The sequence below is a fragment of the Arenibacter troitsensis genome (genome assembly GCF_900177645.1).
Classification (GTDB): Bacteria; Bacteroidota; Bacteroidia; order Flavobacteriales; family Flavobacteriaceae; genus Arenibacter; species Arenibacter troitsensis.
The window spans coordinates 39,300-52,647 of record NZ_FXAO01000010.1; the positions used below are offsets into that span (position 1 = coordinate 39,300).

General features: G+C 39.1%; 10 protein-coding genes and 1 tRNA gene. 6 read left to right on the forward strand and 5 right to left on the reverse strand.

Annotated elements, in window-relative coordinates; translation table 11 throughout:
• The first annotated feature begins 48 nt into the window (after positions 1 to 48).
• A complete protein-coding gene (locus B9Y87_RS18825) occupies positions 49 to 2,403 on the forward strand; it encodes an outer membrane beta-barrel family protein (RefSeq protein WP_176225679.1) in 2,355 nt (784 codons plus the stop codon).
• Here B9Y87_RS18825 and B9Y87_RS18830 read toward each other — a convergent pair.
• The 3 genes from B9Y87_RS18830 to B9Y87_RS18840 form a co-directional block, all read right to left on the reverse strand.
• Positions 2,400 to 2,618 carry a hypothetical protein gene (locus B9Y87_RS18830; protein WP_072860157.1) on the reverse strand — a complete coding sequence of 73 codons (219 nt, stop codon included), beginning with the start codon at positions 2,616 to 2,618 and terminating at the stop codon, positions 2,400 to 2,402. The two genes, B9Y87_RS18825 and B9Y87_RS18830, sit on opposite strands and share 4 nt — an antisense overlap.
• 160 nt (positions 2,619 to 2,778) lie before the next feature.
• Positions 2,779 to 4,182 carry a radical SAM protein gene (locus tag B9Y87_RS18835; RefSeq protein WP_072860158.1) on the reverse strand — a complete coding sequence of 468 codons (1,404 nt, stop codon included), beginning with the start codon at positions 4,180 to 4,182 and terminating at the stop codon, positions 2,779 to 2,781.
• Entirely contained in the window at positions 4,154 to 4,927 is a 774-nt protein-coding gene (locus B9Y87_RS18840) for a prolipoprotein diacylglyceryl transferase (protein WP_085500519.1), read from the reverse strand. Before B9Y87_RS18840 ends, B9Y87_RS18835 begins: the two co-directional genes overlap by 29 nt.
• Before the next feature lie 177 nt (positions 4,928 to 5,104).
• Here B9Y87_RS18840 and dusB point away from each other — a divergent pair, with 177 nt between their 5' ends.
• Positions 5,105 to 6,100: a tRNA dihydrouridine synthase DusB gene (dusB, locus tag B9Y87_RS18845; RefSeq protein ID WP_085500520.1), complete on the forward strand. Its 996-nt coding sequence runs from the start codon at positions 5,105 to 5,107 to the stop codon at positions 6,098 to 6,100.
• Here dusB and B9Y87_RS18850 read toward each other — a convergent pair.
• Both B9Y87_RS18850 and rbfA read right to left on the reverse strand, forming a co-directional pair.
• A complete protein-coding gene (locus B9Y87_RS18850) occupies positions 6,097 to 7,305 on the reverse strand; it encodes an ABC transporter permease (RefSeq protein WP_085500521.1) in 1,209 nt (402 codons plus the stop codon). The two genes, dusB and B9Y87_RS18850, sit on opposite strands and share 4 nt — an antisense overlap.
• 2 nt (positions 7,306 to 7,307) lie before the next feature.
• A complete protein-coding gene (gene rbfA / locus B9Y87_RS18855) occupies positions 7,308 to 7,700 on the reverse strand; it encodes a 30S ribosome-binding factor RbfA (RefSeq protein ID WP_072860162.1) in 393 nt (130 codons plus the stop codon).
• Positions 7,701 to 7,884: 184 nt separating this feature from the next.
• On the opposite strand from rbfA, the gene mce reads away from it, so the two are divergent.
• The 4 genes from mce to B9Y87_RS18875 all read left to right on the forward strand — a co-directional run bounded on the left by mce (position 7,885) and on the right by B9Y87_RS18875 (position 13,346).
• On the forward strand, positions 7,885 to 8,310 hold the full coding sequence (mce, locus tag B9Y87_RS18860) for a methylmalonyl-CoA epimerase (RefSeq protein ID WP_085500522.1): 426 nt from the start codon (positions 7,885 to 7,887) through the stop codon (positions 8,308 to 8,310).
• 156 nt (positions 8,311 to 8,466) lie between these two features.
• A tRNA-Ile gene (locus tag B9Y87_RS18865) sits at positions 8,467 to 8,540 on the forward strand.
• Between the two features lie 705 nt (positions 8,541 to 9,245).
• Positions 9,246 to 10,310 (forward strand): LamG domain-containing protein, encoded by a 1,065-nt coding sequence (locus B9Y87_RS18870; RefSeq protein ID WP_085500594.1) that lies wholly within the window; start codon positions 9,246 to 9,248, stop codon positions 10,308 to 10,310.
• Between the two features lie 30 nt (positions 10,311 to 10,340).
• Entirely contained in the window at positions 10,341 to 13,346 is a 3,006-nt protein-coding gene (locus B9Y87_RS18875; protein ID WP_085500523.1) for a SusC/RagA family TonB-linked outer membrane protein, read from the forward strand.
• Positions 13,347 to 13,348: the final 2 nt, after the last annotated feature.

A 13,348-nucleotide genomic window follows, 5' to 3' on the forward strand; every position in this document is an offset into this window, starting at 1 on the left:
ATGTTAAAGGTTTCGACCCTATTCTTTCTCTTAATTTGGATGCCTGCAATGGGTCAAGAATACAAGGTTTCAGGCCATGTTAAGCAATCAGATGGTACTGAGGTTGCTTTTGCAAATATACTGCTTTACAAGGTTGCCGATACCAGTTTTTTTAAAGGAGCCGCATCTGATGAAAAAGGTTTTTTTTCTTTCGACAATATAATCCGCAACCAATATTTGATACGTGCCAGTTATATAGGGAGTCATTCCTCCTATAAAATGATAGAGGTAAATTCTGATCTAGACATAGGACCTCTCTATATAGACGATAAGGGCCAGGCATTGAACGAGGTGGTCGTAGTCTCCCAAAAACCATCGTTGGAACAAAAAGTAGATCGGTTGGTCTTTAATATTGAGCATACAGCGCTTTCGGATTCGGATTTATGGGATGTTCTTAAGAGTACTCCCACTGTCTTCGTAATGAACGATGAGATTACCGTGAAAGGGGAGAAAGGCGTTCAGATAATGATAAACGACAAGAAAGTGAACCTTCCTCCAGAGGACATTCTTAATCTTTTAAGTGGCACTTCTGCCAAGGGTGTCCAATCTATAGAGGTAATAACTACACCACCGGCGAAATACGATGCTGAAGGCGGGACCTTGATCAATATTAAAATGAAGAAGAATTTGGTGGCGGGCTACAATGGTTCCGTCTACAATAGATATAGCCAAGGGGTATTTCCCCGACAAATGATAGGAACAAATCATTATTTTAAGGGGAAGAAGCTGGAACTATCTGTTAATTACAGCTTTGCTCAGAATAAGATTTTGACGAATTATACGGATATCACCAATTTTATTGAGGCAGGTCAAATAACGGATACCTGGACTTCAGATCTTGAGACCATCTATAGAAGTAAGAAGCACAATACCAGTGCTTTCTTGGATTATGCCATTAATGATAATAACAATTTAAGTTTTTCCGCATTGGCTACCCTTACCCCTTCTTACCTTAGCAGGGATTTTTCAGATACCAAAATACAGGATGCCGATGGTGGCAATACAACTGGGTTTCTTACCTTGAACGATGCCAACTTTGAGTCGATCAACTCGGCGCTTTATCTGGACTACAAACACAAGTTTAACGATCAAGGCTCCAATCTGGCGGTGAATTTGCATTATACCCATTATGATTATGATAAAGATCAGGAATTGGAAACCGACTTTTACGATAGTAACCGTACCATAGTCGGGGAGAATAATTTTAATACCTTTAATAGACAGCACACCGATTTGTACAGTGTACAGTCAGATTTTGTTTCACCGGTAGGGGAGAACGCCAATTTTGAGACGGGTATAAAATACGCTATTATAGATTCCGAAAGCTATATAACCCAAGAAGGTTTTGATAGGGAGCAAGAGGGTATAGAACCTACCGAAGACGGGTTATTTTTGTATGACGAGGAAATTTTTGCCGGTTATGCCAGTTTTGACGCCAATTGGAACAAATGGTCATTGAAATCCGGATTAAGGGCGGAGTATACAGAAACCAAAGGGGATTACAGTCATACAGTGGACAAGATCAAAAATCATTATTTGGAATTTTTTCCAACGGCATTTTTGCAGTTCAACCCCAATAGAAAACATAGGTTTGGGTTTAATTACAAAAGAAGTATCATACGACCCAGTTATAGTAAAATTAACCCATTCCAAGTATTTCAGAGCAATAACTCCGTAATAGAAGGTAATGTAAACTTAAAACCCTCATTTAAGAATTCGGTAATTTTCTCCTATAGTTATAACAAGGATTATACCTTTGAGCTTTTTTATAGGTACCATAAGGATATTATGAGATTGTTGACCTTTCAGGACAATGAAAGTAAATTATTGCGATTTATTACGAATAATGTGGATAGGGAATTGGCCTATGGGTTGGATTTTATTTATCGCAAAAATATTACAAGGTTTTGGGACACCTATTTTCTTTCCTCTTATTTTTATGGTGCGGAGCGTTTTACGGATATTCAATCTCAGAACAAGATAGATCAGGGCCTTTGGACCTTGCTGTTACAGTTTAGTAATAACCTGACCTTTTTGGAGGATAGATCCCTAACGGCCAATATAGATTTCTCCTATGTTTCACCGGTCATCACCGGTAATTCCAGACAGGAATTCTATAACGAATGGGGCATTACACTAAAGAAAAACGTTTGGGGTAATAAAGGAACCGTCACTATGGGGGTAACCGATATATTTAGGCAATTTAAATTACGGAACACCCGAAAATATGACAATCAATTTAATATCTCCATCTATAAACCTGACGCGAGAATATTTTCGCTTGGGTTTAGGTATAACTTTGGCAATATGAAGATTAGGGATAACTACAAATCCAAAGACACGGATGAACGGGATAGGCTTTAATATCCACCCACCAAGGCTCCACAAACCCCTAGGCTAACCAGCATATAGACTCCGGCCAAAATAATTAAAATCTTGCCGGCTTTTTTCTTCCGCTTTGACCTCAATATTAAGCCTATAACCAATAATAGAATGGCCGGACCGAACATAATCAAAAAAAGGATTGCCACTAGTCCGCCCAAGTTACCTACTTCTAAAGGAAGGGATAAAATATACATAGCTAAAATTATAGATTAAATATACCATAAAATTATAATAGGCCTGGGAGAAAAATGGGGTCACGTTGTGTCTAGGTGATTTGGATATAACGCCCAATCCACTTTATCCTTAACCAAGGAATATGGGTTTACGAAGGATATGGAGCCTTGGATCAATGAATTATAGGTGGTGTTCCACTTCTGCTTTTAGTTCGTTGAGACGTTTTATTTTATCGTCCCTATAGAAGAGGTTCATGGTTTCGAAGGGTATAATCTTATAATCTTTGTTAACGATGTGAACGCAGGATTTTTTAATGGCCCTAACGTCAAAATTGTAGGCATCTATAAATTGCATGATAATGATTCTGAATAAATTGTCGTAGCCCATATTGGGGGCATCGATCTCCGGGAGGCAGCACATGATGGATTTTAAATTCTCGGAAGCTTTCTCTACCGAGTTCCCGGTGCTGAATAGCTGTATCATTTTTTCATGTAGCTGTTCGTCCTGTTCATAGATAATGGTATTCTTCCCGCTATTTAGCAAGTCGTCCGGATTTATATACCGCGTTAAGGGCGTTACCTCATTCCCAATCTTTAAGGCATATGCCATGACCAGGGCATCAGGGTTACAAGGAACGGGAATTAGGTCGTCCGGCTCAAAAATAGGGGATTGCTCCAAAATTTTGCGTCTAACCTCGGTTAGGGTAATCCTATTTTCATCGACCTGGAAATTCTCCAGTCTTCCTGCAATTTGTGTAGGCTGAAAAGTAACTCCCCGAACGCATTTTTGTTTCAGTGCAAAGTCTATGGTGGAGCCCATTTCAAGGTCGTTCAAACCTTTCTGCAAGGTAACTACCAAGGTGGTGGACAGGTTAAGTGCATTAAGATGATCAAGAGCCTTGAGTCTGGTCTGTTTTAAATCAGCACCGCGTAGCGTTCTTAGAACTTTATCATCCAAGGAGTCGAACTGAAGATAAATTTCAAAATCGGGAGCGTAGGTGGCCAACCTTTTTGCAAAGGCAAAATCCTTGGCAATTTCAATACCGTTTGTATTTACCATTAAATGCCTAATGGGCAACGATTTGGCATAATCCAATATTTCAAAAAACTGTGGATGTATGGTAGGTTCACCGCCGCTGATCTGGACCACGTCTGGTTCACCTTCGTTTTTTACGATAACATCCAACATCTTTTTTATTTCTTCCAGGGTTCTATGTCTACCATAGTGGGGCGAGGAGGAAGCATAGCAGGTAGGGCAGCTAAGGTTGCAGCGATCCGTAACTTCAACTACCGTAAGGCAGGAGTGTTGCTCATGGTCTGGGCAAAGCCCACAATCATAAGGGCAACCATAATGGGTTTTGGTATTAAAGGTCTTGGGATATTCGGAAGCCTTATTGTAGTTGCGAATATTTTTGTAATACTCAATATCATCGGCAATGATCACTTTTGATTTTCCATGCTCCCTGCAATTTTTTAGCATGTATACCTTGTCATCTTCAAAGACGATCTTGGCATCTACCCGCCTTAGGCATTCAGGGCAAAGACTCAGGGTAAAATCATAGTAGGTATAGTTTTTTGCGGGCATAATTAATGGCTTCTCCAATGGATTTATAATAATACAGTAAACAAAGTAAACATAAATATTGAATGCTGCTTAAACCTAATAAGAAATAGGTATTCGGCTTTAAAAATTCTATCATAAACCTAAAAGTAAAGTAGCCGATCATAAATATTTTAAAATAGCTTCCATTTTTAAGGGGCAGGGCGGATTTCTGAAGTTGTCGGATCAGGAAGAACAGACCTAGTAAAAAAACGATCTCATAAAGCGCAATCGGGTGTCTTGAAAGTCCGTCGCCCAAATCCATACCCAAGAAGAATGTAGTTTCTTTCCCGAAGGTAAATTCTTTGGTCCCTGCCAAAAAGCAGCCCAACCTTCCTATGACTATCCCTAGAATTATGGGCAAGGTGAAGAGGTCCCCAGAAGACTGTTTTTCCCCAATTACCTTTTTTACCAACTCTACGCCCAACAACCCACCAAAGAGTCCGCCCATAATGGTTTTGTTATTAAGGAAGGATAGTATGCCCTGGGAGTAGTGTAGGGGTGGATTTTCTAAAAAGGCCATTAATCGGGAAAAAAATAAGGCACCAAATATGGCGCCAATAATGATGGATAAACGGTTATTGGTGGAGATGGTATCCGTTGTGCGTTTTCTTAAATAGAGGTAATATTGAAACCCAACAAAAAAAGCCAAATATTCCAATACCAAATGTATATTGATTTTTATTCCAAACAGAATTGGCTCGTATGGCATAAAGATAAGAGATAACATAAGGGCTAATTTACTTTATAATTAAATTTCCCAATGCATTATTAAGATAGAAATATATCTAAACAGGAACTTTGTTATTGGCTTTGTTTAGCTGTTAAACTATTCTTATGCCTTGAAATTTAGGATTATATAATTTTTCTGTAATTTTGCAGTCCCAAAAATTAAAGGATATATACTGTGCCTAAAATAGGAGACATTCAATTACCGGATTTCCCATTGCTGCTTGCACCAATGGAAGATGTTAGTGACCCACCTTTCCGTGCCTTGTGCAAGGAGCAGGGTGCTGATGTGGTGTATACCGAATTTATTTCCTCGGAAGGACTTATCCGTGATGCTGCCAAAAGTGTCATGAAATTGGATATTTATGAAAAGGAACGTCCTGTAGGGATACAGATTTTTGGGGCCAACCTGGACTCTATGCTTCAATCTGTGGAGATAGTGGAAAAGTCCGGGCCGGATATTATCGATATCAACTTTGGTTGTCCCGTAAAAAAAGTGGTTTGTAAAGGGGCCGGGGCCGGAATCCTTAAGGATATCGACTTAATGGTGTCCTTGACCAAGGCCATGGTAGAGCATACCAAACTGCCTGTCACCGTAAAAACGCGTTTGGGTTGGGATTCCGACTCCATTAGAATTGTTGAGGTAGCAGAACGTTTGCAGGACGTAGGTTGCAAGGCAATTTCCATACACGGCAGAACTAGGGTACAGATGTATAAGGGAGAAGCCGATTGGGGACCCATAGCTGAGGTGAAGAACAACCAGCGTATGCACATTCCGGTTTTTGGGAATGGCGATGTGGACAGCCCTGAAATGGCTATGAAAATGAGGGACGAATACGGCTTGGACGGAGCCATGATAGGACGCGCCAGTATAGGGTATCCTTGGTTCTTTAAAGAAGTGAAGCACTATTTTAAAACGGGGACCCATGCCGCCCCACCTACCATGGAGGAGCGCGTTAATGCTGCCCGTCGTCATTTACAAATGGCCATAGATTGGAAAGGGGAACAGTTGGGTGTATTTGAAACCCGTAGGCATTATACCAATTATTTTAAGGGAATTCCCAATTTTAAGGAGTACCGTATGAAGATGGTCACCAGTGACCACTCGGTAGATGTGTTCGAGGCCTTTGATGAGGTAATGGAAAAATTCGGGGACTTCGAATTTGTAAGCTAGTGTGCTATTAATTTTTTATTGATCCTACTGCTGGCTATTAAGGAGGCAATTATGCCCAGGACAATAATGGTAGCCAAGACTATAAAAACATTGATCAAGCTGTATTCCACGGGATAGGATAGGGAAGGCGTTATTTTTAACCATCCAAAGGCCAATTGGGACCATATTAACATAGAACCCAAAAATACACCTATCAAGCCACCCAATCCTGTTACCAGTATGCCCTGTACAAAGTAAATTTTTCTTAATGCCTTAATGGTCGTACCCAGATTGTACAAGGTCTTGGAATTCTGTTGTTTGTCCAGTATCATCATGATAATGGCACCCACTACATTAAAAAGGGCAATAATGAGTACTAAGGTAAAAATAAGATAGGTGGCAAGGTTCTCCGTATTTAACATTCTATGTAGGGTACTGTTCAATTCCCTGCGGTCCTTTAAAATAACCTGACCTGGTAAAATATTTTCGATTTGTTGCCTCAGGTCAGGAACATTGGCCCCTTCCTTGAGTTTAAAGTTTATTCCGGATATCTGGGTACTATCCTTTTCCAACAGGGCCTGTACCATAGGCAGGTCTGCGAAGACATATTTTCTGTCCAGCTCCTCCTCAATCTGGTATATACCACTTATGACCAGATTGGTCTCGTTATAACTATCCTTTAGCAAACGTTGGCCCAAAAGGCCTTTTCCCGGTTTAGGGACACGAATGACCAGGGGACTCCGGAAATTGTTGATGTTTAATCCTAACAAGTTAACGATTCCCTGCCCTACAACCCCTTGTAAGCTGTTAACGGCCCAATCACCATAAAAATACAGGCTACTGTCTATGGGCGTAGTTTTCGTAAAAGTGGAATCTATTCCTTTTATATAGGCAATATGGGCCTTTTGATCATGGGTCAGGTAGACCTTTTCCTCAATTTCCTTGGAATAGGCTGCTACATCCTTCAGTTGTTGAAGTGCCTGGTCCTGGGATTCGGACACGCTAAAGAATTTACCTGTTAAGGGCAATGCCTTAAGATCCGGATCTACCATGTTGGTATAGGAAAGGCTAAAAGTTTTTAGTCCGGCAAAACCTGAGAGGACAATAAAAAGGGCTGCCGATCCAATAACGATGACCAGAAATGTAATAAAATTGATGATGTTTACGGCATTTTGGCTACTCTTGGAACGTAAGTACCGCTTTGCTATGTATAAAGGGAAGTTCAATCTTATGATTTTTTCCTTTTTTCCAACAGATCTGGATTCTTAACGGGGTTTTCTTCGCCCTTGAGCGATTTTTCAATGCCATCTATATATTCCAAGGAATCGTCCAGAAAGAATAAAAGTTCTGGAACCCTTCTTAACTGGTGCCTAGTACGTTGTGCCAGTTCATGTTTTATCATAGGCTGGTTGGATTTAATTCCTTCCAATAATTCCTTGCCCTTGTTGGCCGGAAAAATACTCACATATATCTTGGCGATGGAAAGGTCTGTGGTGACCGACACTTTGGATACCGAAATTAGCGTACCTTTTAGTCCGCCGTCGGTAGCAGCACGTTGTAAAATATCCGCGATATCCTTTTGTATAACCCCGCCTATTTTCTTCTGTCTTTGTGTCTCCATGGCACAAAAATACGATATATTTATATAGATTCTATGATTGGGTATGGAATAGCCTTAGATTATGTGGAATGTAGTATTTTTGAGAGAAGTGGTGGTTAAGCCCAATAAGAATCCGATAATTGGTTGGGTTATGGCCATGAAAGACAGGGCCCATAGAAATTGTTAGGGGCCAAATATGGTGAATATGAACAAAATTGAACATTTAGGTATAGCGGTACATGATTTGGAGGCTTCCAATGCCTTGTTTGAAAAATTAATGGGGGTTCCCCATTATAAAATTGAGGAAGTAGCGTCAGAAGGGGTAAGAACCTCTTTTTTTAAAGCCGGTCCCAATAAGATAGAACTGTTGCAAGCCACTGATGACAATAGCCCCATAGCCAAATTTTTGGAGAAAAGGGGAGAGGGAATTCACCATATTGCCTTTGCGGTAGATGATATTGCGGCGGAAATAGAACGTTTGGTCCAGGAAGGGTTTACCGTTTTAGATACAACTCCCAAAAAGGGAGCGGATAACAAACTGGTGGCTTTTTTGTATCCCAAGGGCACCAACGGGGTGCTGATAGAGCTCTGTCAGGAAGCTCCGGCTCAAGGGGAAGAATTACTACAGTAGGGAGTTTAAAGGCGAAGTTGTTGCCTAAGCGCTAAATTATGCTTCCTAATTTGTTTGCAGTGTTAAAAAATAAGTAGTAATATTGCATCCGCAAATTGCGGTTCCCGATTGCTTTTTCAAATAAGCGTATTTGAAGCTAGAGGCAAAAAAGGAAATGGTCCTATAGCTCAGTTGGTTAGAGCACCTGACTCATAATCAGGTGGTCCCTGGTTCGAGCCCAGGTGGGACCACTAGTAAAATCAAGCCTTCCCAGATGGGAGGGCTTTTTTGATTGTATTGGGTACAACATAGGTACAACATGTTTAAAACAATTCATTTTTCGATTTTGAATGTTGAATAAGGATTTATATGATAACCTCATTAAAATCTTTCTATACTTGATCCAACCCATCTTCTACTTTAATATTCAGGCTTCAATCTTTCTACAGTATTAATCGATTGGGATAAATTCAAAGAGTTAAAAATTTATATGGAGTTCAGTTCTATGTGTGAAGACAATAGATAGTGAACTATCAATAGGAACAATATGTGTTTTCATAAGGACTTAACCTCAAATCTCTTAAAACATATTATTACTATTGGCGCAATTTAGTTGGGAGATTTAAGGAGATTAACTTTACAATTACGCTGATTTCAGTAGTAATGTCCAATTCAGTTGAAACCTGAAATTGCACTGATATTATCGGCATAAATGGTTCCTGACTTGGAATTTATAATGGCAATTTTGTCCCTGGAAAAATAATATATTCTCATTTTTTGATTAAAAAATCATTGGATTAACAAAATTAATCCACATCTAATCCTACCCTAATCCAAAATTAACCCTCAAACTAACCTTACCCGGATATATTTACGGAAAATTAAATTTTTGAAAATACGATGTTGTATTACAAAAATTAAAATGATTGCCAAACCTTAATGATTAAATGAAAAATATGAAAAGAAAATGGAATTTATTATTCGCCCTGTATTGTTGTTCGCTTGTTTTTCATTCCTGCGAGGATGAAGTTAACACAGAACCAAGGGAAATTAGTATGAATTGTCTTGACACCAATTTGGAAACCATGGAGTCACTTTTAGAAAACGCAATTATAGGTGATGAAGACGGAAGTTACCCAGAAGAAAATGCCATTGCACTTCAACAAGAAATTGAAAAACTTCAGTTTGGGTATTCAAAAGGACTGGCTGGCCAATTTACATTACAATTTGAAGCCGATAATTATTGTATACAAGCTGAGAAGGCAATCGCGGAGTTCGAAAATTCACTTCAATTTACTTTACCCCCTGGTGAACCTGCAGAACTTATAGTATTTGGTATTGATGGTAAAGGACGTGTTGAGTTTGGGGCCGACCCGGCATTTGGAGGAGACGATGCTTTTTCTGTAGAGGCATGGCTGAAATATGATAAAGGATTTTTTGAAAGTGGTATAGGTGATTTTATAGCAACTTTTGATGGTAGTACCCAGCCGATAGAAGGTTGGATGATCAATTTTTTGGGTGACAACTTACGTGCTACAATTGGAATGGGCCCACAAGAGTCACGGGTATTGGAATTTGGAAGTAAGTACCCACAAAATTATGGGGAATGGAATCACCTTGTGATGGTTTATGATGCCAGTTTAGCGGAAGGCCAGCTTAAGATGTATTTAAATGGAGACCTTTTCTTTAGCAAAACTAACGACATTTTTAATGGTGCCGGTGAACTACAATCGTACCAGCCAAATACCAAGAACTATAATATGTGGGCCTTTCAGGAACCTACAGACCGAGGTAGGACTATGACTGGTTATATTAAAAAATTTCGCTTTTGGAATACAGCAAAATCATTGGAAGATATCAAAGTACTTATGAATTCGGATGTATCAGGTTCTGAAACGGATTTGGAGTGTGCATGGGATTTCACTCAAGTGCCCGAAGACGATCAAAATATATTGGACAAAACAGGAAATCACACCGCAAAGATTGTGGGTAGCTATAAATGGATGCCACTAAATGACTAACCCTTACGAATATTAAACGTGAATTTAATTATGAAAAAAAATAAGAATTACACAACACAATTGATGTTGGTGGTGACAGTAACAATTTTATTAATGTTCACAGGACAACTCCGGTCACAAAATCAGAATACCGAGGTTCAAGTAACTGGATTGGTGGAGGACCAAGAGGGATTTCCCATTCCAGGTGCAAATGTTGTTATTGAGAACATTCGAAAAGGGGTAGTGACTGATTTTGATGGGAAATTCAGTATTAGCGTTCCGAAGGGAAATGTACTTTCAATTTCTTTTATTGGGATGGTCACCCAAAAGAGGGTCATCACAGAAGAGACTTACTTGTCAATTGTTATGCAAAATGATGAAGAGGTATTGGAAAATGTAGTGGTTATAGGATATGGTTCTGTAGAAAAAAAGGATCTAACAGGTTCTATAGAAACTATATCTTCCAGTGATTTGGTGAGAGTAAACAATACCAATGTTACAGAGACTTTGAATGGTAAAGTAAGTGGTGTTTTGGTTACCAAGTCCTCCAATAGGCCAGGTGCTGATATGAGCATTCAAATAAGGGGGATGAACTCTATCAATTCTTCCAATGAACCCTTATATGTGGTAGATGGAATACCTTCATATTCTGGTCTTAAATACTTAAGCCCCAACGATATTCAATCAATTGATGTATTAAAGGATGCCTCCTCAACAGCTATTTATGGTTCTCGTGGCGCCAATGGGGTCGTAATTGTCACTACCAAAGGAGCTAATAAAAAGAAAGGATTATCAATAGAGTATAGTGGTTCCGTCGGGATAAAAACCCCTACGCGTATCCCAGATATGTTGGGAAATAAAGGCAACGGATTGGAATATGTGGATTATAGGATTGCTTTGTGGAAAAAGAAATATGGAGATGCTTCTTTATCTAGGTCAGACTTTTTAACTGAAGACGAAAAAAGACGTATACGAAATGGCGAATATTATGATTGGCTGCGTGAGGTTTCTGATAATAGTTTAGTTACAAACCATAGTATTTATTCAAGTGGCGGAAATGAGAATTCTTCCTATTCGTTTGGTTTAGGATATTTAAAGGATGAAGGAATGGTAGGAAAAGAAGGCTTTGATCGAATTACAGCAAATATTGGATTGGAACACCGGTTTTCAGATAAAATTACGACAGGATTAACTTCTTATATTTCGAATAATAATACCAACCATGGGGCGGCGGAGACCTTAATAAACGCCTACTTTCTTCCCCCAATTGTTAGTCCGTACGATGAAAATGGTGAATATGCCTTCATAGTTCAACCTACATCCAGTAAAATAAATCCTTTTATTCAGAATGAGAATAACATCCGGGAAACGGAGGCTTTTTTTGCCAATTTTTCCGGATTCGTGGAAATTAAGCCCATGAAAGGTCTTTCCTTAAAATCCCAGTTAGCTTACCAGTTTGATACGGATCTTTTTGGGGAATGGATTGGGACTTTTACCCAGCAAAAAAGTGGTGTCAATGAAAGTGAGGCCTATCGCAGAGAAGCTAGAAATAGGAATTTAGTTTGGGATAACATTCTTACCTACAAAAAGGAATTTTTTAAGGATCATCGTTTGGATGTTATTGGCTTGTTCAGTATTCAAAAAGATACTCACCAAGGATCTGCAATGAGAGGTGATGGATTACCTTATGACTCTGATTGGCACGCTATTCAAACTGCCGATGAGATTCGTGATGTGAGTAGTTATTACTGGGAATCAGCACTTAATTCATATATGCTTCGAGCCAATTACTCTATGTGGGATAAGTATATTTTGACCTTTACTGGGCGCTATGATGGAACCTCGCGTCTTAAAGAAGGAAATCAGTGGGGCTTTATGCCTTCTCTGGCATTTGGATGGCAAATCAAAAATGAGAGGTTTTTGAAGGATTTTGACGCCATAAATTCTTTAAAACTACGTATCAGTTATGGAAGGAGCGGCAACAATAACATTGGACATGATATAACTTGGACCAAATTAGATCTCTCCCGATATACCTTCGGAGATAGCGGTACTAACGGATTTGGACTTGGTGGGGCAAAAGGCAATGACGATCTGAAATGGGAAATGACATCTGAACATAATATTGGTTTGGATTTTGGATTTTTTAATAACCGAATTTCCGGAAGCATCGATGTCTATAGCCGCACAACCAATGATTTAATTTTTAACAAGGCCGTTGGTTCAGTAAACGGGTTTAATTCTATTTATGAAAATATTGGGACCACTACTAACAAAGGAATAGAGATAGGACTAAATACAGTTAATATTTCTAATCAGGATTTTTATTGGAAAAGTAAATTTTCATTTTCCTTGAATAGGAATAAAATAAAGGATCTGTATGGGGACAAAAAGGATGATTTGGGCAACCGATGGTTTATAGGCCAACCTATAAATGTAATCTACGATTTAAAACAAATCGGAATATGGCAGGAATCTGAGGCGGAAGAGGCCGCCTTATATGGTCAGAGCGTTGGGCATATTAAGGTAGAAGACGTAAATGGTGATTATAACTTGGACCAACAAGACTATCAAATCGTAGGATCACCCAACCCGGATTGGATGGCTGGTATGGTAAATACGTTTTCTTATAAAAATATTGATTTATCGTTTGATATGTACGCACGGATCGGAGGTCTGTATAATGATAGTTTTGCCTATACCTTCACGGCCTGGGATAACGAGCATTGGAACAAGGCCGATGTTAATTATTGGACCCCTGATAATCAAAGTAACGACTATCAAGAAGTGGGAGCCCAATCATACAACACACAAGTATTAGGTCAGGTTTCAGGGACATTTGTAAAGATTCAGAACATAACATTGGGATATTCCTTAAATGATAAAATGAATAAATTTTTAGGGCTTAATAATTCTAGGATTTATGGATCTGTACAAAACCCTTTTACCTTTTCGGACTACATAGGTTCGGATCCCGAAATAATAGGGGAAGATTTAAATACCCAGCTTTCATTGTTTCCAATGACTTTTACTCTTGGTGTTAACCTAAACTTTTAATC

What these genes read in the sequence shown, in the direction of transcription:
- B9Y87_RS18825 (WP_176225679.1), top strand. Translation starts at nt 49, where the DNA reads ATGGGTCAAGAATACAAGGTTTCAGGCCATGTTAAGCAATCAGATGGT.
- B9Y87_RS18830 (WP_072860157.1), bottom strand. Translation starts at nt 2,618, where the DNA reads ATGTATATTTTATCCCTTCCTTTAGAAGTAGGTAACTTGGGCGGACTA.
- B9Y87_RS18835 (WP_072860158.1), bottom strand. Translation starts at nt 4,182, where the DNA reads ATGCCCGCAAAAAACTATACCTACTATGATTTTACCCTGAGTCTTTGC.
- B9Y87_RS18840 (WP_085500519.1), bottom strand. Translation starts at nt 4,927, where the DNA reads ATGTTATCTCTTATCTTTATGCCATACGAGCCAATTCTGTTTGGAATA.
- rbfA (WP_072860162.1), bottom strand. Translation starts at nt 7,700, where the DNA reads ATGGAGACACAAAGACAGAAGAAAATAGGCGGGGTTATACAAAAGGAT.
- mce (WP_085500522.1), top strand. Translation starts at nt 7,885, where the DNA reads ATGAACAAAATTGAACATTTAGGTATAGCGGTACATGATTTGGAGGCT.
- B9Y87_RS18870 (WP_085500594.1), top strand. Translation starts at nt 9,246, where the DNA reads ATGAAAAGAAAATGGAATTTATTATTCGCCCTGTATTGTTGTTCGCTT.
- B9Y87_RS18875 (WP_085500523.1), top strand. Translation starts at nt 10,341, where the DNA reads ATGAAAAAAAATAAGAATTACACAACACAATTGATGTTGGTGGTGACA.